The sequence below is a fragment of the Kitasatospora sp. NPDC028055 genome, from assembly GCF_040637885.1.
Classification (GTDB): domain Bacteria; phylum Actinomycetota; class Actinomycetes; order Streptomycetales; family Streptomycetaceae; genus Kitasatospora.
The window spans coordinates 36,590-55,409 of the sequence record NZ_JBEZXE010000006.1; the positions used below are offsets into that span (position 1 = coordinate 36,590).

At 76.3% G+C, this 18,820-nt stretch carries 18 protein-coding genes; 5 read left to right on the forward strand and 13 right to left on the reverse strand.

Going from position 1 to position 18,820, the window contains the following annotated elements; all coding sequences use genetic code 11:
• Window positions 1–28: 28 nt before the first annotated feature.
• The 6 genes from AB0F71_RS09860 to AB0F71_RS09885 all read right to left on the reverse strand — a co-directional run bounded on the left by AB0F71_RS09860 (window position 29) and on the right by AB0F71_RS09885 (window position 8,660).
• Complete coding sequence (locus AB0F71_RS09860; RefSeq protein ID WP_360230455.1) at window positions 29–922, reverse strand: SDR family NAD(P)-dependent oxidoreductase; 894 nt, start codon at window positions 920–922, stop codon at window positions 29–31.
• On the reverse strand, window positions 919–2,253 hold the full coding sequence (locus tag AB0F71_RS09865; protein WP_360230457.1) for an MFS transporter: 1,335 nt from the start codon (window positions 2,251–2,253) through the stop codon (window positions 919–921). The genes AB0F71_RS09860 and AB0F71_RS09865 overlap by 4 nt, the downstream gene beginning before the upstream one ends.
• On the reverse strand, window positions 2,250–3,476 hold the full coding sequence (locus AB0F71_RS09870) for an AMP-binding protein (RefSeq protein WP_360230459.1): 1,227 nt from the start codon (window positions 3,474–3,476) through the stop codon (window positions 2,250–2,252). Before AB0F71_RS09870 ends, AB0F71_RS09865 begins: the two co-directional genes overlap by 4 nt.
• Window positions 3,473–4,627 carry a hypothetical protein gene (locus AB0F71_RS09875; protein WP_360230461.1) on the reverse strand — a complete coding sequence of 385 codons (1,155 nt, stop codon included), beginning with the start codon at window positions 4,625–4,627 and terminating at the stop codon, window positions 3,473–3,475. Before AB0F71_RS09875 ends, AB0F71_RS09870 begins: the two co-directional genes overlap by 4 nt.
• An 869-nt stretch (window positions 4,628–5,496) precedes the next feature.
• Window positions 5,497–6,771 carry a hypothetical protein gene (locus AB0F71_RS09880; protein ID WP_360230463.1) on the reverse strand — a complete coding sequence of 425 codons (1,275 nt, stop codon included), beginning with the start codon at window positions 6,769–6,771 and terminating at the stop codon, window positions 5,497–5,499.
• A 185-nt stretch (window positions 6,772–6,956) separates the two neighbouring features.
• A complete protein-coding gene (locus AB0F71_RS09885; protein ID WP_360230821.1) occupies window positions 6,957–8,660 on the reverse strand; it encodes a GAF domain-containing protein in 1,704 nt (567 codons plus the stop codon).
• A 323-nt stretch (window positions 8,661–8,983) separates the two neighbouring features.
• On the opposite strand from AB0F71_RS09885, the gene AB0F71_RS09890 reads away from it, so the two are divergent.
• Window positions 8,984–9,847: a universal stress protein gene (locus tag AB0F71_RS09890; protein WP_360230465.1), complete on the forward strand. Its 864-nt coding sequence runs from the start codon at window positions 8,984–8,986 to the stop codon at window positions 9,845–9,847.
• Between the two features lie 129 nt (window positions 9,848–9,976).
• A complete protein-coding gene (locus tag AB0F71_RS09895; RefSeq protein WP_360230467.1) occupies window positions 9,977–11,008 on the forward strand; it encodes a hypothetical protein in 1,032 nt (343 codons plus the stop codon).
• A 57-nt stretch (window positions 11,009–11,065) separates the two neighbouring features.
• Here AB0F71_RS09895 and AB0F71_RS09900 read toward each other — a convergent pair whose 3' ends face one another.
• The 3 genes from AB0F71_RS09900 to AB0F71_RS09910 are packed head-to-tail and all read right to left on the reverse strand — an operon-like array spanning window position 11,066 to window position 14,075.
• A complete protein-coding gene (locus AB0F71_RS09900; RefSeq protein WP_360230469.1) occupies window positions 11,066–11,560 on the reverse strand; it encodes a copper chaperone PCu(A)C in 495 nt (164 codons plus the stop codon).
• Window positions 11,557–13,917 (reverse strand): heavy metal translocating P-type ATPase, encoded by a 2,361-nt coding sequence (locus AB0F71_RS09905; protein WP_360230471.1) that lies wholly within the window; start codon window positions 13,915–13,917, stop codon window positions 11,557–11,559. Before AB0F71_RS09905 ends, AB0F71_RS09900 begins: the two co-directional genes overlap by 4 nt.
• On the reverse strand, window positions 13,914–14,075 hold the full coding sequence (locus AB0F71_RS09910) for a hypothetical protein (protein WP_360230473.1): 162 nt from the start codon (window positions 14,073–14,075) through the stop codon (window positions 13,914–13,916). Before AB0F71_RS09910 ends, AB0F71_RS09905 begins: the two co-directional genes overlap by 4 nt.
• 157 nt (window positions 14,076–14,232) lie before the next feature.
• Here AB0F71_RS09910 and AB0F71_RS09915 point away from each other — a divergent pair, with 157 nt between their 5' ends.
• Window positions 14,233–14,742, forward strand: coding sequence for a hypothetical protein (locus tag AB0F71_RS09915; protein ID WP_360230475.1), 510 nt, complete (start codon window positions 14,233–14,235; stop codon window positions 14,740–14,742).
• Window positions 14,743–14,775: 33 nt separating this feature from the next.
• On the opposite strand, the gene AB0F71_RS09920 is transcribed toward AB0F71_RS09915, so the two are convergent.
• On the reverse strand, window positions 14,776–15,735 hold the full coding sequence (locus tag AB0F71_RS09920) for a hypothetical protein (RefSeq protein ID WP_360230477.1): 960 nt from the start codon (window positions 15,733–15,735) through the stop codon (window positions 14,776–14,778).
• On the opposite strand from AB0F71_RS09920, the gene AB0F71_RS09925 reads away from it, so the two are divergent.
• Entirely contained in the window at window positions 15,721–16,110 is a 390-nt protein-coding gene (locus AB0F71_RS09925; protein WP_360230479.1) for a MarR family winged helix-turn-helix transcriptional regulator, read from the forward strand. The two genes, AB0F71_RS09920 and AB0F71_RS09925, sit on opposite strands and share 15 nt — an antisense overlap.
• A gap of 27 nt (window positions 16,111–16,137) precedes the next feature.
• On the opposite strand, the gene AB0F71_RS09930 is transcribed toward AB0F71_RS09925, so the two are convergent.
• From AB0F71_RS09930 to AB0F71_RS09940, 3 genes are all read right to left on the reverse strand, one after another.
• Complete coding sequence (locus AB0F71_RS09930) at window positions 16,138–16,539, reverse strand: NTP pyrophosphohydrolase (protein WP_360230481.1); 402 nt, start codon at window positions 16,537–16,539, stop codon at window positions 16,138–16,140.
• Window positions 16,540–16,623: 84 nt separating this feature from the next.
• A complete protein-coding gene (locus AB0F71_RS09935; RefSeq protein WP_360230483.1) occupies window positions 16,624–17,037 on the reverse strand; it encodes a PPOX class F420-dependent oxidoreductase in 414 nt (137 codons plus the stop codon).
• 29 nt (window positions 17,038–17,066) lie between these two features.
• Window positions 17,067–18,377, reverse strand: coding sequence for a D-alanyl-D-alanine carboxypeptidase (locus AB0F71_RS09940; RefSeq protein ID WP_360230823.1), 1,311 nt, complete (start codon window positions 18,375–18,377; stop codon window positions 17,067–17,069).
• A gap of 224 nt (window positions 18,378–18,601) precedes the next feature.
• On the opposite strand from AB0F71_RS09940, the gene AB0F71_RS09945 reads away from it, so the two are divergent.
• Window positions 18,602–18,799 carry a hypothetical protein gene (locus AB0F71_RS09945; protein WP_360230485.1) on the forward strand — a complete coding sequence of 66 codons (198 nt, stop codon included), beginning with the start codon at window positions 18,602–18,604 and terminating at the stop codon, window positions 18,797–18,799.
• The last annotated feature ends 21 nt before the right edge of the window (window positions 18,800–18,820 follow it).

The following is an 18,820-nucleotide window of genomic DNA, read 5'->3' on the forward strand; positions in this document are numbered from 1 at the left end:
CAGCGGGCAGCGGGCAGCGGGCGGGGGCTCAGGCGGTGGTGTCCGGGGGCCGTCCGAGCCAGCCGCGGGCGAGGGCCTGGACGGTGGAGCCGTCCGGGTCGGCGAGCTTGGCGGCCAGGTAGTCGGCGGCCCAGGCGTTGGCGGGCACCCGGAAGGGCGGCCGCGGCTCGCGCAGGGTGCGGAGCACGACCTCGGCGACCTCCCGGGCGGGCTGGCCGGCCGACTCCCAGCCCGCGCCGCCGACCCAGTCGAGGTAGTCGGCGAAGGTGTCCGCGTACGGGCCGGAGGCGGCGTGCAGGGTGGCCCGGTTGACGTCGGGGAAGACGCCGAACCCGGTGTCCGGGACGAAGCCCGGCACCACCACCGAGACCCGGACGCCGTGCGCCGCCGCGACCGGGGCGAGCGCCTCCATGAAGCCCTCGACGGCGAACTTCGCCGCGCAGTACGCCTCGTTGAAGGGCTGGCCGACCACGCCGTGCACGCTGCCGACGGTGACCAGGCGGCCGCCGGCGGCGCGCAGCAGCGGCAGCGCGGCCCGGCTGACGGTGGCGACGCCGAAGAAGTTGACGTCCAGGTTGGCGCGCAGCGCCGCGTCGGTGGACATCTCCAGGGTGGGGTCGGAGTTGGAGACGCCCGCGTTGTTGACGACGGCGTCGAGCCGCCCGTACCGCCGGTGCACGGCGGCCAGGCAGTCGCTGACCGAACCGGGGTCGGTGACGTCCAGCCGCTGGACGTCCAGGGTGACCTTGGCGGCCTCGGCGGCGGCCCGCAGCGGCCCGGCGCGCTCGGGTGCGCGCAGGGTCGCGACGGTGGTGTAGCCGGCCCGGGCGGCGGCGAGGGCGGTGGCCAGGCCGATGCCGGAGGAGGTGCCGGTGATCAGCAGGACCCGGCCGGCGGGGTCCACGGCCTCGGGCCCGTTCACGCGGCGCCCTCCGCCGCCGTGGTCCTGGCGACCGCCGCAGCGCCCTCCGCCTCGGACTTCGCGCGCTCGGCGGCGTCCAGCAGCGGCTGGAGGCCGAGCGCGGGGACGAAGGAGCAGGCCGCCAGCAGGGTGCCGCCGGCCATGGTGAGGCGGGCGGCGTCCAGCACGCCGAGCGGTCCGGTGAGCAGCGAGACGGCAAGGCCGCCGACCAGCGCGGCGAGCGGGATGACGCCCCAGGTGACGGTCCGGAAGGCGGCGTGCATCACGCCCTGGTTGCGCGCGGACATCCGGGACTGCCGGGCGGGGGCGCTGCACACGTTGATGCAGGACATGAAGAAGCCGTAGCAGCCCATGGTCACGGCGATCACCGGGCCGGGCGGCAGCGTGGGCGCGGCGAGCACGCCGAGGCCGACCAGGCAGTGCAGCAGCAGCGACCAGGCCATCGTCCGGCCGAGGCCGAACCGCAGGGAGAGCCGGGGCGCGACCACGGCCCCGAGCAGGGCGCCGAGCGCCGCGACCGACATGGCCGCGCCGAAGACGCCGACCTGGACGCCCAGGCCGCGGTAGGCGAGGACGGGCAGCACGGTGACGTACACCGGTCCGCCGCAGTTGAGCAGCACGGCCGCCAGCACCACCCGGCGCAGCACCGGGTCGGCCCAGTTGAGCCGGAAGCCGCGGGTCAGCCGCTCCCGGATCGAGCCCTCCTCGACGGTCCGCTCGCCCCAGGGGCGCATCCGGCGGAAGCAGGCCGCCGAGACCAGGTAGCTGGCCGCGTCGACCAGCAGGGCGGCCACGCCGAGGGCGCTGTAGAGGGCGGCGGCGACGGACGGCCCGGCGACCTCGGCGACCGAACCGCTGCCCTCCAGCCGGGAGTAGGCGCGGACCATGCCGTCCTTGGGGACGACGGCGGGGACGGCGACCAGGTAGCCGACGTTGAAGAAGATGGTCGCGCCGCTGATGACGGCCACGCAGGCGAACAGCAGCGGGGTGGAGAGCGCGTCCAGGGCGTGGGCGAGCGGGATCGCGGCGACGGCGGCCAGCCGGACCAGGTCGCAGACGAGCATGGTGCGGCGCTTGTCCCAGCGGTCGACCAGCACCCCGGCGACCGGTCCGAGCAGCGGGATGCCGAGGTACTGGGCCATCGCGACCACGCCGACCTGGAGGGCGGAGGCGTGCAGCACGAAGATCATCAGGGTTGGGACGACGAAGACGGTGACCTTGTCGCCGACCAGGCTGACGCTCTGTCCGGCCCAGAACAGGGCGAAGCCGCGCCCGAGCGGCGTGGGCCGGCCCGACTGCTCCGGCCGGGCCCGGGCGGTGTCGGCCGTCAAGACTCCTCCCGGACGACCAGGGCGGCGGTCTTGCCGGTGCGGCCGTTGCAGACCAGTTCGTCCACCGGGCGCACCCGGAAGGAGCCGGGGTCGTGCTGGAAAGCGGTGCCGAGGGTGATGGTGGCGGTGAACAGCTCGGTGCGCAGCCGTTCGACGTCCGGGGCGGGCGCCGGGCCGGCGGCCACCACCAGGAGTTCCACGCCGGTCGCCCGGCCGCCGCGCTCGGTGAGCACCACCTGGGCGCGGGCCACGCCCGGGGTGCGCTCCGCCCGGGCGACCAGCTCGTCCACGTCCAGCCCGAGGCCGCGGACCTGGACGACGCTGTCGCGCCGGCCCAGGACGCGCATGGCGGGCCCCGGGCGCCCGCACGGGCAGCCGGTCAACTCGCCCGCGTCGCCGGTGCGGTAGCGCAGCACCGGGTTGAGCATGGCGGGGTCGAGGGTGGTGAAGTCCAGCAGCCCGTCGTCGGCGGTGTGCACCAGTTGGTGCGGCAGCGGGTGGAAGACGTCGGCCCGGCAGTCCGGGGTGTTGGTCCCCACCACCCAGGTCTCGGTGCTGCCGAACATGCCCCAGCGGCGGGCCCCGGGGGCCACCTCGGCCAGGTCGTCGTCCAGTTGCGGCTGCCAGGCCTCGCCGAGCCAGAGCACCTTGCGCAGCGAGGGCAGCCGGATCCCGGCGGCCCGGGCGTGGGCGAACCAGAGCCGCAGCACGCTGGGGGTGCCGCCGATGGCGGTGACCCGCCGGGCGGCCAGGAACTCCAGCCAGGCGCCGTACTCGTCCTTGGTGACCGAGCCGAGGGCGATGATCCGGCAGCCGGAGAGGTCGGCGAGGGCGGCGGCGAGGAAGTGCGCGCCCCACATCCGGCCGGCGCCCCAGGCGTTGACGAAGACGTCGGTGCGGTCGAGCGGCTGCCAGTGGGCGTGCACGCCGGCCATGTAGAAGCCGGTGGGGGCGTAGCCGATCTTGGGGGCGCCGGTGCTGCCGCCGCTCTGGAACAGCCAGGTGGCGGACCCGTCGGCGGCCGGTTCCAGGTGGGCCAGGGCGGTGTTGAGGTCGTCCCGGGCCAGTGGGGGGAGCTGGGCGAGCCGGTCGAGCGAGCCGGCGTCCAGGTGCTGCGGGTAGCGCCCGGCCAGGGCGGGGACGGCGCGCAGCCGGTCGAGGGTGCGCCGGGCCACGTGCAGCCGGGGCGCGGCGGCCTCGGGGGACAGCGAGAAGGCGGTCATCTGGGGTCCGTCCGGAGGGCAGGGGCGGGGGCGGCGGGGACGAGAACGGGCGAGGGGGCGGTCCGGGGGGCGGGAGCGGTGCGGGGGACGGCGTCGAGGGTGAGCGGGCGGGCGCCGTCGGCGAGCCACCTGGCGTGGCCGTCCCGGTAGGCGGCGAACCGGGCGCGGGTGACGTCCCGTTGCAGGGTGCGGTGCGGGTCGGTGCGGTCCGGGGCGATCACGCCGTCCGGCTCCAGCTCGGAGAACCAGTACCGCTCGCCGTCGTACAGGAAGTCGACGCAGAAGAACGGGATCGGCAGCCGCTCGGCGAACCAGGCGGTGGCGGCGGCGAGTTCGGGCGGCACCGGGGGGAACTCCATGGCCCCGCCGCGGCTGGCGTTGGCGACCGGGGAGCCGGGCTCGGGGGTGCGCTTCATCACCGCGTACGGCCGGCCGTCGACCACGTACACCCGGTAGTCGATGGTGCCGTCGCCCAGGTAGGGCTGGATCACCAGGGTGGTGTCGCCGCCCTGGGCGAGGCTGGCCAGACCGCGGACCTCCTCGGGGTTGCGGGCCAGGTTGATCCCGCCGCCGCCGCACCAGCCGGCCGGTTTGACGATGGCCGGGTAGGTCATCCGCCCGAGTGCGACCTCGTAGCCGTACTTGGCGGTGTCCCGCCCGGTGCCGATCCGCACGGTCGGGATGGTCGGCACGGGGGAGTCGGCCAGGAAGAGCAGGGTGGCCAGCTTGTCGTTGCCGATCAGCGACACCTGCGGGGGGAACGGCAGGTAGAAGCCCGCCTGTTCGAGCACCGCGTAGAGCGCGTACTGGTTGAAGACGTCCATCGACTGGTACGGCAGCGAGTAGAGCGCGGTGATGAAGAGGGTGTCCTCGGGGGTCACCAACTCGTCGTCGACGTACACCCGGGGGCGGCCGGGGCCGGTGGCGTCCACGCTGACGGCGTCCGGGGCGTGCCTGGTCCAGCGCAGGCCGAGGTCGGCGGCGCTCTCGGCGTAGAGGTCCCAGAAGAAGCCGTGCCACATCTCGGCCATCCGGGAGGACTCCCGGTCGGGGAAGATCCAGCACAGCCGGCGCAGCGGGCCGGCTGGGGCGGGGGTGGTCATCGGCCGCTCGCGGGCGGCGAGGTGGGCGATGGGACTCTGGTCGCTCATGGCGGTCTCCGGACGTGGGGAGCCGGGCGCGTGGCCTGGTGGGCGGGCGCCTGGGCGTGGTGAGGGGGTGGTGCGGAATGTGCTGAGGAATGTGCGGCCGGGCCGTGGTGGGAGCGTGACGCGGGTCTCAGCGCGAGGACCTCGGCGGCGAGGGCCTCGGCGGCGAGGGCCTCGGCGCCGTCAACTCGCCGTCCAGGAACGGAATGTCGAGCACGGTGGTCCGCTCACGTCCGACCGGTTGGAGGAACCGGGGGAAGGGGGAAGGAGCCGCTGTGGGCGTCCTTGTCATTGGCAAGTCAGGACGGGTTTCGGCTGCCCGGTCGAACCCGACCTGAGGAGAATGCGGGCCGGTTGTTCCGGCGCCACCGTGGACGGGCGCGCCGGGGGCCCGGGGATATTCGGAGGTTCTGCGGTCGGCTTCGGTAACTCCACTAATCGGATTGCGAGTTGGAGGCGGTCGCCGGTTCTTCCGGAGGCCGCGCCGGGGTACGGTCCCGGGTGCGTGGCCAGGGCGTTCGCCGACTCCGGGAGTCGGCCGTGAGTCAGGGCGGGTCCGCGGTGGACGGTCGCCGGACGGCGGGGATTTCGACGTGCGATATCTCTGAGGACGTCAAGTAGGTCGGGTGCGACCCGGGGTAAATCGTGGATATTTGACATGCCCGCCCCAAATGCGCTGAGAACTGCTCATCCGTGCTCGGCGAACGGCGACTCTACCTTCGAACATGCGTGGCGACAATGGATGTTGAGGGTGTTCTTCCAAGGCCTCGTGGTGAAACTGTGAACTGCTCCCGACCGGGGGCAATCGTTCGGGCAGGGACGGTGCTCGCCTGCCAGGCCGAGGCGCCCGCCGCCCGTCACGTTCGTCCCGCTCAGTGCGGGTCGCCCGCGATCCGCCCGGCCAAGGCCCGTACGGTGGGCGGCAGTTCGCGCAGCCGCAGGGCGAGCAGCGGCAGCGCCAGGCCCAGGTACACCCAGCTGAGGACCAGCCGGGAGGACTCGCCGGGCAGGGCGAACTGGACGGCGAACAGCACCAGCAGCAGGGCGGCCTTCCAGGGCAGGAACCGCAGGTCGAGGAGGAGGACGACGGCGAGGACGGTCTGGGCGGCGGTCAGCAGTACCTCGTCCACCTGGCGTTCGACCAGGGGGAGCGAGGCCGGGCCGCCGCCCAGCAGGTGGGCCAGCGGCAGGCAGCCGATCAGCAGGGTCCACTGGTTGACCTTGCTGGAGAGCAGCGCGCCCAGGCCGTCGTCGCCGCGCAGCCGCCAGGCGAACACCACGGCGACGATCAGCTCGGGGGCCTCGGAGGCCAGCGGGGCGAGCCACTGCACCAGTAGGAAGCGGTCGATGCCCAGCGAGGAGCCGGCGTCCACCAGCGAGGTGGCGAAGGGCTCGGCGCAGGCGAAGACCACGGCCGCGGCCGCCAGGAACACCAGGACGGTGACGGGCCGTCGGCGGGCCCTCGGCAGCAGGGCCAGTCGGGCCGGGACACCGACGAGCTCCTCCTCGTCGGTCTCGCTGCAGCGGCTGATCCGGAACAGGTAGTAGGCGTACCAGGCGATCAGCACCACCGCGAGCAGCCAGGAGATCCGCCGCGTCGCCGGCATCACGAAGGCCACCAGTGCGGCGGCCCCCAGGAACGCGGTGTCGATCCGGCGGTGCTCGCGCAGCACGATCCCGGGGGCGACGCCGCGGCGCCGGGCGGCCAGGTACCCGGCCAGCGCGACCAGCGGCCAGCCGACGCCGACCAGCAGCCGGTTGGCGCCGGTCATGTTGGCGGCCGCGTAGGCGGCGTACTCGGGGCGGGTGCCGGCCGTGTAGGCGAACCAGAGGTCGACGGCGTACTCGGGCAGCACCGCGATGAAGGCCAGCAGGGCGAGCGCCAGCGGCCCGGAGATGTCCGCCCGGGCGGTCTCCGCCGCCCACATCAGCAGCAGCGCCGCCGACAGCACCCCGAGGCCGAACAGCAGCATGGCCGGCACCGGCGAGGGGTGGATCCCGGCCAGCCGCAGCACCACCGCGGGCAGCGCGCCGGCCGCGGCCGCGGCGAGCCGCAGCGCCGTCACCGACCCGCTGGGCGGCGGCGCGGACGGCACCTCGGCGGTGCCCGGGGGCGGGGTGGCGGTCGCGGGTGACTCGTGGGCCATCGGCCGTCCTCGTGCTCGACGCTCGGCGGGGCGCACGGCGGGGGCTCGGCGCAACGCTCGGGGGACGCGAAGCAGGCTAGGGGTGCCCCGGGGTGGTGGCGCTGCTCCGGGGTTGGGCCGCGGCGGAGTTCCCCCGTACGGCGGTGGGCCCGGCGGGTACGGGAGCGGCGGGTACGGGCCGCCGGTCAGGACCCGAGCGGGGCCTCCCACACCAGCCGGGTGCCGCCGCCCGCGTCGTCCGCCGGCCCGTGGGTGAAGGCCCCGCCGACCCGCTCGGCGCGTTCGGCGAGGTTGCGCAGCCCGCTGCGCCGGCCGCCCTCGGGGATGCCCGTGCCGTCGTCCGTGACGGTGAGTACCACCCGCCCGGCCAGGGCCCGCAGGGTGACCTCGACCCGGCCTGCCCGGGCGTGCCGGGCGGCGTTGCTGAGCGCCTCCGCCAGCACGGCGACCACGTGCTCGGCCAGCTCCTGCGGGACGTCGGTGTCCAGCAGCCCCTCCAGGCTGAGCCGGGGTGCGAAGCCGAGCGGCCCCTGGGCCTCGGTGACCACCCGGGTGGCGCGGGCGCGCAGGCCGCGGTCGGGTTCGCTGTGGGCGCGCAGGCCGAAGATGGTCGAACGGATGATCTTGATGGTCTCGTCCAGGTCCGCCACCGCCCGGGCGACCCGGTCGGCGGCGGCCGGGCTCTCGATCAGCCGGGTCGCGCTCTGCAGGGTCATCCCGGTGGCGAAGAGCCGCTGGATGGCCAGGTCGTGCAGGTCCCGGGCGATCCGGTCGCGGTCCTCCAGCAGGTTCAACTGCTCGGCGTCGCGCCGCCGTTCGGCCAGCTCCAGGGCGAGCGCCGCCTGGTCGGCGAAGCCCAGCAGCGGGCCGGTCTCCTCCGGCCCGAAGGCGGGTCGCCCCTGCGCCCGGGCCAGCAGCAGCACGCCCCGCCCGTACCCGGAGCCGGTGCCCAGCGGCACCGCGACGGCCGGACCCAGCCCGTCGAAGCGGCCCGCCGGACCGGCCGGGAAGCGGGTGTCGGCGGCCAGGTCGTCACTGGTGGCCGGGGAGCCGGAGGCGTACGCGGCGCCGGACAGCGTGCCGTCCACCGGCACCGTCACCCCCAGCCGGGCGGCGGGTTCGGCGCCGAGCGCGACCTCCACCGCCAGCTCCTCGGCCCGCTCTCCCGGCCCGGCCAGCGCCACCGAGACGTCCGCCAGCTCGGCCCCGGCGATCTCCCCGGCCCGGCGGGCGATCAGCTCCACCACCTCCAGGCGCGGCGCGCCCGAGAGCAGGCTGCGGGTGATCTCGGTGCTCGCCCGCAGCCAGCGCTGGCGCAGCTGGGCCTCCTCGTACAGCCGGGCGTTGTCGATCGCGACCCCGGCGGCGACCGCGAGGGTGGCGATCACCGCCTCGTCGTCCTCGTCGAAGTCCAGCCCGCCGCGCTTGTCGGTCAGGTAGAGGTTCCCGAACACCTCGCCGTGCACCCGTACCGGCACCCCCAGGAAGGTGTGCATCGGCGGGTGGCCGGCCGGGAAGCCGGCCGAGGCCGGGTGCTCGGACAGCACCGGGCAGCGCAGCGGCCGCGGATGGCGGATCAGCTCGCCGAGGATGCCCCGGCCGGAGGGCGGCGGGCCGATCCCCTCGATCTCCGCCTCGGACAGACCGACCGTCAGGAACTGCGACAGGGTGTGCCCGTCCGGCCCGATCACGCCCAGCGCGCCGTAGCGGGCGTCCACCAGGTCGACGGCGGCCTCCACGATCCGGTGCAGCGCCTGGGCGAGGTCCAGCTCCCGGCCGACCGCGAGGACGGCCTCCAGCAGGCTGTGCACCCGGTTCTGGGTGCCGCGCGCCGCGTCGATCCGCCACTGGAGCTCCTCCAGCAGCTCGTCCAGGCGCAGCCGGGGCATCCGTGCGCCGCCACCCGCCGCGCTGCCGTCCGCTCCGCCCACCGCTGTCCTCCTCCTGCCCGCCCTGGCCCGTCGACCCCCACCGGCCAGGCCGGACCGGGGCCGTCCGACCAGCGGGAACGCTCGGTACGAACCGTAGTGCCCGGGTGTCGGCGCGGTGGCGGCCGGGGTCGCCCGTACTGTTCGCCGGGGGGTCTTTCGTCCTGTGGGCGGGGGGCTTGCGGCCTCTGGCGGCGGACCGTCGGCGGACCACAGGGTGGAAGCAGAGCGGACGGGGCGTCAGTGCGCACCGTCTCCGGTGCCGAGACAGTGGAGGAACCGTCATGACGTCAACCGTGGTGGCCGGAGTCGACGGCTCGCCGGCGAGCACCGCCGCCGCCCAGTGGGCGGCCGAGGAGGCGCGGCGGCGCGGGGCGGCGCTGCGGCTGGTGCACGCCTGGCCGTGGCTGACCGACGGGGTGTCCTCCTACGCCGGGCCCGACGACCTCCCGGCGGCCGCCGAGCGCACCTTGGCCGAGGCCGCGGACGCCGTCCGGCAGCGCCGGCCGGAGCTCGTGGTGGACACCGACACGGTGCTGGACGCCCCGGTGGACGGGCTGGTCGCGGCCGCCGCCGACGCCGAGCTGCTGGTGCTCGGCTCGCGCGGGCGCGGCGGCTTCACCGGGCTGCTGCTCGGCTCGGTCAGCATGGCGGTGGCCGGGCGCAGCGGCACGCCGGTGGTCGTGGTGCGGGAGGCCGGGCCGGGTGCCGAGGGGGCGGGGTCCGGCGAGGTGGTGGTCGGCGTGGACGCCCACGCGCCCGAGGAGGAGGTGCTCGCCTTCGCCTTCCAGGAGGCCGCCCTGCGCGGCGTCGCGGTGCGGGCGGTGCACGGCTGGGACCTGCCGCCGCTGTTCGGCTACGCGGGCGGGGCCGTGCCGGCGGGGGAGGTCGCCCAGCTGGAGGCGCTGGAGGCGAAGCTGCTGTCGCTCGCCCTGGCCGGGCCGCGCGAGCGGCACCCGGGGGTCGAGGTGGTCGAGGACGTCCGGCTGGGCGCCGCGCGCGGCCTGGTGGAGGCCTCCGCCGGGGCCGGGCTGGTGGTCGTGGGCCGGCGCCGCCGCCCGGTCGAGTTCGGCCCCCGGCTCGGCCGGATCGCCCACGCGGCGCTGCACCACGCCGAGGCCCCGGTGGCGGTCGTCCCGCACGGGTGACGGACGACCCGGCGGAGGCGGGGCTTTCGGCACTGGCCCCCGCCGGGGCACGGCGCGCACGCTCGGAAGCAGCGAGGACTCCGCGGTCGAGGTCGTCGACCGACGGACGGTCGTGAGGAGTTGATCGCCATGATGCGCACCCCGGTTCCGACCCCGACGCTCACCCCGGCGGAGCTGCGCCTGCTCGCTGCGGCGGGCGGCGCAGCGCCGTCGCTCCACAACAGCCAACCCTGGCGCTTCGTGCCTACCCCGGACGGCCGCGGGCTCGCCGTCCACGCCGACCCCTCCCGCGCGGTGCCGCTGGCCGACCCGGTCGGCGCGGCGCTGCACATCGCGGTCGGCGCCGCCGTGTTCAACCTGCGGGTGGCCGCCGGGCAGCTCGGCCGCGAGGCGGTGGTCCGGCTGCTCCCGGAGCCCGCCGAGCCCGGCCTGCTGGCCCTGCTCGACCTCTCCGCGCCGGCCCGCGAACGCCTGCCCTTCGGCCGCGACCTCCACCCGGCCGTCGCCGCCCGCCGCTCCAGCCGCGAGCCCTTCGCCCAGCGGGACGTGCCCGAGGCGGTGCTCGGCGAACTGCTCACCGCCGCCGCGGAGGAGGGCGTGGCGGCGGCCGTCCTGGAGGAGGACGGCGTCCGGCGGGTGCTGGCGCTGACCGCCGAGGCGGAGCGTCGTGGCGAGGACGACCCGGCCCGGGTGGCCGAGAGCCGTGCCTGGCTGCGCCCGCCGGGGGAGGCCACCGACGGCATCCCGTACGAGGCGCTCGGCTCCCAGGACCGCGATGCGAGGGTCCCGATGCGCCGGTTCGCGGGCCGCCCGCCGTACGGCACGACCCCCGGAGCAACCCCCGGCGCGCCGCCCGCGCCGCCGGTCGGGCCGGAGCGGCGGTTCGAGGCGCTGCCGCAGCTGGTCACCCTGACCACCCCCGGTGACGGCCCGCTGGACTGGCTGCGCACCGGGCAGGCGCTGGAGCGGGTCTGGTTGCTGGCCACCGCGCACGGGGTGCGGCTGACGGTCTGGCACCAGGCGCTCGAGTGGCCGGACCTCTGCTGGGCGCTGCGCGACCCGGCCGCCGGCCCGGGGCACGTCCAGCTGGTGCTGCGGGTCGGGTACGGCCCGCCCGGTGCGGCGACGCCCCGGCGGGCCGTCGAGGAGACGCTCGGCTGAACGGGCCCGGCCCGGTGCCGGGGAGCGCGCGGGCTTCCCGGCACCGGGCCGGTCGGCTCAGCGCGGCCGGTCCGCCGCCGTGCGGACCTCGGCGGTCAGGTGCAGCGGCGGACTGTGCCGGAAGGTGAGGGTGAAGCCCACCGACTGGCCGGGCCGGAGCGGGGGCGGGGCGGGGATCATCAGGTCGGAGTCCTCGGGGGACATCGCCAGTTCGCCCCGACCGGGGACGGGCAGGGCGGGGGCCGGCTCCCAGCGGCCCGCCGCGCCCTGGTGCAGGTGCCGCTTGAGGGTGATCGTGCCGCCGAACTCCCATTCGGCGCCGGTGAGTTCGTCGGGTACGTCACCCGGGTTGCGGATCGTGAAGAAGGCCGCGGTGGCGGTGGCCGCGCCGGCCGTGGGCAGCAGCACCCAGCCGGGGCCGGCCTCCACCCGGCGGGGGCCGCCGGCGCCGCCGACGGCCGTCCAGCCGCTGAGCAGGGCCAGGGCGAGCGCTGCCGCGCCGACCGGCGGGCCGACGGTCCTCAGCCGGTCGAGCGGCCTGGGTATCCTCACCGCGGACCGCCCTTCGCCCGGCCTGCCGTCCTCGGGGTGCCCGCCCTGCCGCGTCCGGTCGCCAGGCCCCCCGTCGCCAGGCTCCCCGTCGCCCGCCCGCGCCCCGGTTCCCAGGTGCGCAGCCGGAGGCTGTTGCCCACCACCAGCAGCGAACTGAGCGACATCGCCACCGCCGCCAGCATCGGGTTCAGCAGCCCGACGGCCGCCAGCGGGATCAGCACCAGGTTGTAGCCGAAGGCCCAGAGCAGATTGGCCCGGATCGTGGCGAGGGTCTGCCGGGCCAGCCGCACGGCGTCCACCACCGCCTCGATGTCACCGCGCACCAGGGTCAGCCCGGCCGCGCCGATCGCGGCGTCGCTGCCGGAGGCCAGCGCCACCCCGAGGTCGGCCGAGGCGAGCGCGACCGCGTCGTTGACGCCGTCGCCGACCACCGCCACCGTCCGTCCGGCGGCCCGCAGTTCGGCCACCACCTCGGCCTTGCGCTCGGGCGAGGCCGAGTCGTGCACCCGCTCGATGCCCAGCTCGGCGGCCACCGCCCGGGCCGCGCCCGGGCCGTCCCCGGTCAGCAGGACGGCCTCCAGGCCCATCCCGCGCAGCCGGTGGAGGGCCCGCCAGCTGCCGGAGCGCAGGGTGTCACCGACCGCCAGGACGGCCGCGGGCCGGCCGTCCAGCTCCACCAGGACGGCGGTGCGGCCCGCCGCCCCGGCGGCGGTCACCGCCGCGGCGAGCTCCGGGGGCAGCGCGTCGCCGCCGCCGTTGCCGTTGCCGTTGGCGTTGCTGTCGCCGTCCGGCCGGACGGCCCGGACCGGGCGCCCCTCGACGGTGCCGGACACCCCGAGGCCGGTGGTGGCGGCGAAGCCGTCCACCGGGGGCAGCGCCCCGCAGCGCTCCCGGGCGGCGGCCGCGACGGCTCGTCCGATCGGGTGCTCCGAGCGGTGCTCGACCGCGCCCGCCAGCCGCAGAACCTCCGTCTCGGCGCACCCCTCGGCGACCGTCACCGCCGCCAGTTCCATCCGGCCGGTGGTCAGCGTGCCGGTCTTGTCCACCACCACGGTGTCCACCCGGCGCAGGCTCTCCAGCACCTCGGGGCCGCGCACCAGCACGCCCAGTTCGGCGCCGCGCCCGGTCGCGGCCAGCAGCGCCGTCGGGGTGGCCAGGCCCAGCGCGCACGGGCAGGCCACCACCAGGACGGCGACCGCCGCCGTGACGGCCGCCTGCGGGGCCGCGCCCGCGCCCAGCCAGAAGCCCAGGACGCAGACCGCCACCGTCAGCACGCAGGGCACGAAGACCCCGGCCACCGCGTCCGCCAGCCGCTGCGCCCGGGCCTTGCCGGCCTGGGCCTCGGCCACCAGGGCGGTGATCCGGGCCAGTTGGGTGTCCGCGCCGACGGCGGTGGCGCGCACCACCAGCGCGCCGCCGACGTTCACCGTCGCCCCGGCCACGGCGTCCCCGGGGCCGACCTCCACCGGCACGCTCTCCCCGGTCAGCAGGCTCAGGTCGAGCGCCGAACCGCCCTCCACCACCACCCCGTCGGTGGCCACCCGCTCGCCCGGCCGCACCACGAACTCCTGCCCGGGCAGCAGCAGTTCGACGGGGATCAGGCGCTCCTCGCCGTCCTCCGCCCGGATGCACACCTGCTTGGCGCCCAGCTCGGCCAGCGCCCGCAGCGCGGAGCCGCTGCGGCGGCGCACCCGGCCCTCCAGCAGCCGCCCGGCCAGCACGAACAGCGGCACCCCGACCGCCGCCTCCAGGTACACGTGCGCCGCGCCGCCGCCGTCGGCGGTCAGCGAGAACGGCATCCGCATGCCCAACTCCCCGGCCCCGCCCAGGAACAGCGCGTAGGCGGACCAGCCGAAGGAGGCCACCACGCCCAGGCTGACCAGGGTGTCCATGGTCGTGGCGGCGTGCCGCAGCCCCTGCAGGGCGCGCCGGTGGAAGCCGGCCGACCCCCAGGTCACCACCGGCACGGCCAGCGCGAAGCAGACCCACTGCCAGGCGTCGAACTGGAGCGCCGGCACCATCGACAGGGCCAGCACCGGGACGGCCAGCAGGGCGGTGACCAGCAGCCGCCGGCGCTCGTCCGGCTCCTCCTCCGGCAAGCCGCCGAGCACCCCGGAGGTCGCCAACTCGGCCGTGTACCCGGCCCGTTCGACGGCCGCGACCAGCTCGTCCACGGACACCCCGGCCGGGTGCAGCACCCGGGCCCGGCCGGTCGCCAGGTTCACCCCGGCCGTCACCCCGTCGATCCGGCCCAGCCGCTTCTCCACCCGGCCCACGCAGGCCGCGCAGGTCATCCCGCCGACCGCCAGATCGGTGGACACCAGCTCCCCGGTGTCCACCCCCGCGACGGGGCTCACCGCATCCCGCCCATGTCGTGCCCGCCCATGCCGGGCGAGGAACCGCCACCCCGGCTCGGCGTCAGCCCCGGAGCCACCGGCCCCGCCTGCCGCCCCACCGCGTACGAGACCACGAACACCACCACCAGCAGCAGGGCGAACCCCACCAGCACACTCAACGGCCGGACTCCCGGCGATTTCGCCTTCACCCCCCAGCTGTCGGACGGCCGGAGCGGTTGGTTCCCGAACCTCCTGGGCCGATCGGGTGGCGTTCGTCACGATCGCCACCGCCCTTCGGGCGTCGTACGATCGTCTGCGTGCCGAGGACCGGCACGGATGACGACATCCGGGGGGATGACGATGCTGACGACGAAGCAGAAGAAGACGCGCGCACTGACCGTGGCGGCCGCGGTGCTGGGGGCCTCGGTGGCGTTCGCCGGGGCGGCGTGGGCGCAGCCGACCGACGGATCGGGCCCGGACGCGCCGATCGGCGGCCCGGGGACGGGCCAGATCCTGCCGCCCACCCCGGACGAGGACACCATGTTCTCGATCCCGGACTGGATCGGGAACGGCGGCGCGGTGACCGCCTCGGCGATCGAGTCGCTGCCGATCGACATCACCGTCGGCTGCCAGGGCGGCGGTTCGGTGCAGGTCCACGTCGGCGGCCTGGCCCCGGCCGACTTCACGGTGCAGTGCCCGGTGGACTCCGTCGGCGTCGGCTCGGTGCAGATCCCCGCCCGTCCCGGCCGGGACTTCCAGTTCACCGTGCACACCTCGGACCCGTCGATCCACTGGGGCATCAACGCCCTCCAGGTCCGCCCGCCGGTCGACTCGCTGACCGGCTGAGCTGCTTCCGCACCCCGGTCCCGGGCCGCACGCTCACCCCGACCGGTCGCCGCCGTGGTGGCGGGTGGCGGTGGCGACCGCGGCGAAGCCGTGGTCGAGCATCTCCGTCTCGTACGAGCGGACGGCGTCGAGCAGGGGCACGTCGGGGAGCAGTCGGGAGGCGAGCAGCCCGGCCTCGTGGAGGGCGACTCCGGCGCTGATCCCGACCGGGTCCATCGGGTGGGCCGCGTCACCGACGAGGGTCACGGGCACCGGCGGCCACGGTTCGGGGCGCTCGGAGGTCTGGATGCCCGCGGGTACCACGTACCCGGGCTCCCCGAGCCGGATCAGCGCGCCCAGGGACGGGTGCCAGTCGGCGACGGCCCGTTCCGCCAGGGCCAGCAGTTCGGCGGCGCCGAGCCGGAAGAACTCCGGCCCGGGGTGCCCGAAGACGGCGGTCGGCGCGGTCATGCCCCACATGACGTAGTCGGCGGCCGGCGGCAGCCCGAACTCGGCCGGGTCGCGGCGGAAGTGCTGCGCGGCCAGGGCGAGTTGCCGGCCGTCCGGGCCGATCACGCCCAGGAAGCCGGCCAGGGCGGCCGGGGGCGTCAGCCGCCGGACGGGGTCGGTCAGCGGGGTGCGGCCGTAGATGATCCGGCTGTCCCGCACGGTGACCCGGAAGTCCGGCAGCAGCTGGCGCCGGACGGCGGAGCCGGCCCCGTCCGCGGCCACCAGCAGGTCGCCCTCGGCGGTGGTGCCGTCGGTGAGCAGGACCCGTACGGTGCCGTCCGCCGGCAGCTCGTAGCGGGCGAAGCCCGCGCCGAAGCGGGTCGCTCCGGCCAGGCCCCGCAGCATGATCCGGCGCAGCGTGAGCCGGTCGACGGTGATGCCCGCGGCGTCCGGGGGCAGCTCGATCTCGGTGACCTCCCACAGGTCGGGGCCGGTCATGCTGACCCCGGCGGTGGCGGCGCAGGCGATCCGGCCGCCCTCGGACTGCTGATGTACCGCGCCCACCAACTCGCCCGCGCCAAGGCCAACCAGGCCGCCCGGCCGACCGGCATCGAGCTGCAGCACGCCGGCGTGCTCACTGCGGTCCGGGACGGAAAGGCGCGCAGCCAGCGGGAGTTGGGCGCGGCGCTCGGCATCGACAAGTCCACCCTGGTGCGAATCGTCGACGACCTGGAGCGCCGGGGCCTGCTGCGGCGCGAACGCACCCCGAACGACCGCCGGGCCTACGGGATCCGGATCACGGAGGAGGGCGAGCGGAGCCTGCGGGAAGCGGGAGAGCTGTTCCGCGGCGCCATGGCGGAACTCCTGGTGGTCCTGGACGCCGAGCAGCGGGGCCAACTGCACGACCTCCTCAGCCGGTTCGTCGCCCAGGACCGGTAGGCGACGGGACGGCCGCCGGCCCCCGGTTCAGCGCCGGACGCTCCGCGGGCCCGTGACCTCCGCCCCCAACGCGCCCACCCGGGCCCGCAGTTCGCGGTCGGCGGTGACCACCAGGCAGGCCCGTGCCGGATCCCCGGCGCGGGCCTCGCGGACCAGTTCCACGATCCGGTCGTCCCCGCTGCCCGCCGCCGACACCACCCGGACCTCCGGCAGTCCGGTCACGCCCCGGGCCGCGCCCTCGACCACCAGCACCACCTCCAGCGGGCCGGGGTGTTCCGGCACGCCCCGGGCGGCCACGGCGACCAGGGCGTCCCGGAGGCGTTCGGCGGCGCCGCGCCGGTCGCGCCACCAGCCGTCGGGGACCGAGCCGACCACATTGGCGCCGTCCACCACCAGCAGGGGCGGCGGCGCGGCCTCGTCATGTTCCATGGCGGTCAAGCCTGCCACGTCGCAGCCGCGCCCCGGCCCGGCGGTCCGCTCGCGCGAGGGCGCCGCTCAGGAGGGCGCCGTCCGTTAGTCCGTCAGGGTGATCCGGATGCCGATGGTGCCGCGCTCGCCGCGCCGTAGCCGGCTGCCCAGCAGGGTGAGCACGCCGAGCAGCCCGTACTTCTGCCGCAGCAGGGTGCGGTAGGCGGCGGTGCGCTCGGGGGTGAGGAGTTCGGCGGTGGCCGGGTACTGGTCGCCGGTCGGGCGGCCCTTGACGTCACAGGGGCCGACCAGGACGTCGGCCCGGTTGCGGATCCGCTTGACCTTCCAGGAGTCCGCGACGGTCCAGACGCCGAGCGCCTCCCCGTCCCGGACCACCCACACCGGAGTCGGCACCGGCGTGCCGTCCTTCTTGTAGGTGGTGACGAGCAGGTAGTTGCCGGAGGAGAGGCTGACGATCCGGGCGAGCCGGGCCGCGGCGGCGGGGTCGGGCGTGGTCATGGCCGGAAGTCTAGGGGAGCTTTCGCGGGTCAGCCGTCCCGGCGCGGGCGGGTGCCGCGGAGGAGGGCTCGGGCCCGGCGGGTGAGGCGGCGGCCGGATCGGCTGCCGACGCCGGTGGCGCCGATCCGGCCGGTGCCGGTGCGCCCGCCGCTGGGTGTCGGGGCCGTGGGAGCCGTGCGGGCGGCGGCGAGGGCGGCGCGGCGCCGGGCGGAGCCGCGGGCGGTGCCCCAGACGGCGAGCCCGGTGGCGACGGCGGCGCCGGTCCAGAGGGCGGGGGCGAGGACGGAGTCGTTGCCGTCGAGGACGGGGGTGCGGGACCAGGGCGGCAGGTCGGCCTCGCTGTCGGCGGCGGCCTGCGGGGCGCCGCCGGACGGGGCGGCGGGGGCGCCCGGCGCGCCGCCCGCGGCGGTGCCCTTCGGCGCGGCGAGGTCCTCGACCAGCTGCCCGACCGGCTGGACCTTGCCCGCCGCGGCGAAGCCCCAGTCCAGCAGGCTGGCGGCCTCGTCGTAGACCTTGCCCTGCGCCTCGGGGTGCATCACGGTCACCAGCAGGGTGCGGCCGCCGCGTTCGGCGGCGCCGGTGAAGGTGGCGCCCGCGTTGGTGGTGTAGCCGTTCTTGACGCCGATCAGGCCGGGGTACTTGCCGAGCAGCCGGTCGGTGTTGGCGATGTCGAAGGCGGTGCGCTGGCCGGTGGTCTTGTCGAGTCCGCCGGGGAAGCGGGCGGTACGGGTGGCGCAGTAGGACCGGAAGTCGGCGTTGCGCAGCCCGGCGCGGGCGAACAGGGTGAGGTCGTACGCGGAGGAGACCTGGCCGTCCATGTCGTAGCCGTCGGGGGAGACCACCTTGGTGTCCAGGGCCTGGAGGGACTGGGCGCGGGCCTGCATCTCCCGGACGGTTTGCTGGACGCCGCCGTTCATGTGGGCCAGGACGTGCACGGCGTCGTTGCCGGAGCTGAGGAAGACGCCCCGCCAGAGGTCCTCGACCCGGTACGGCAGGTTCTCCTTGACGCCGACCAGGCTGCTGCCGACGCCGAGGTCGGCGAGTTCGGCGGTGGTGACCTGGTGCTCCGTGGCGCGGTCGAGCTTGGGCAGCACGGTGTCCGCGAACAGCATCTTGAGGGTGCTGGCCGGGGGCATCGGCCGGTGGGCGTCGCGCGCGGCGAGCACCTCGCCGGTGCCGGCGTCGGCGATCAGCCAGGAGCGGCCGGTCAGTTCGGCGGGCAGGGCGGGGGCCCCGGCCAGCGGCGCGACCTGGACGGCCGGGCGGCCGAGCCGCTCGCCGCCGACGGTGGAGGCGGCGTCCTGGGCGAGGGCCGCCGGGGCGCCGACGGCGAGCACCAGGGCGGAGGCGGCGGAGGCGGCCGCGACCCTGGCGACGGTCGGTGGTTTCTGCTGCGGTTTCCGCTGCACACGCTTTGGCTGCACACCGCGAACGTACCGGCGCAGCCGCCGGGCCGCCGTGCCTGCTGCTCCGTCCGGAGGGAGGGCGGGGCGCGACTTTGGTCAACGCCGGTCGCACCGAAAGTCGGTTGGGTGCGGGACCGTGGATTCCTAGGCTCGGGGGCATGAAGACCCTGCTCGGTTACCTCGGTTTCGTCCTGATCCTGGGCGGTGGCACCGGCCTGCTGGCCGACCACCTCGGGGGCTTCCGGCTGTTCGGCTTCGTCCGCTTCCTGGTGCCGGACGGCCACGAGACCGCCGGGTACGCCGTACTGCTGGTGCTCGGCGCCCTGCTGGCGATCCCCGCGGCCCGGCGGGGGTAGCGCCCGGCCCGCCTCCCGGCC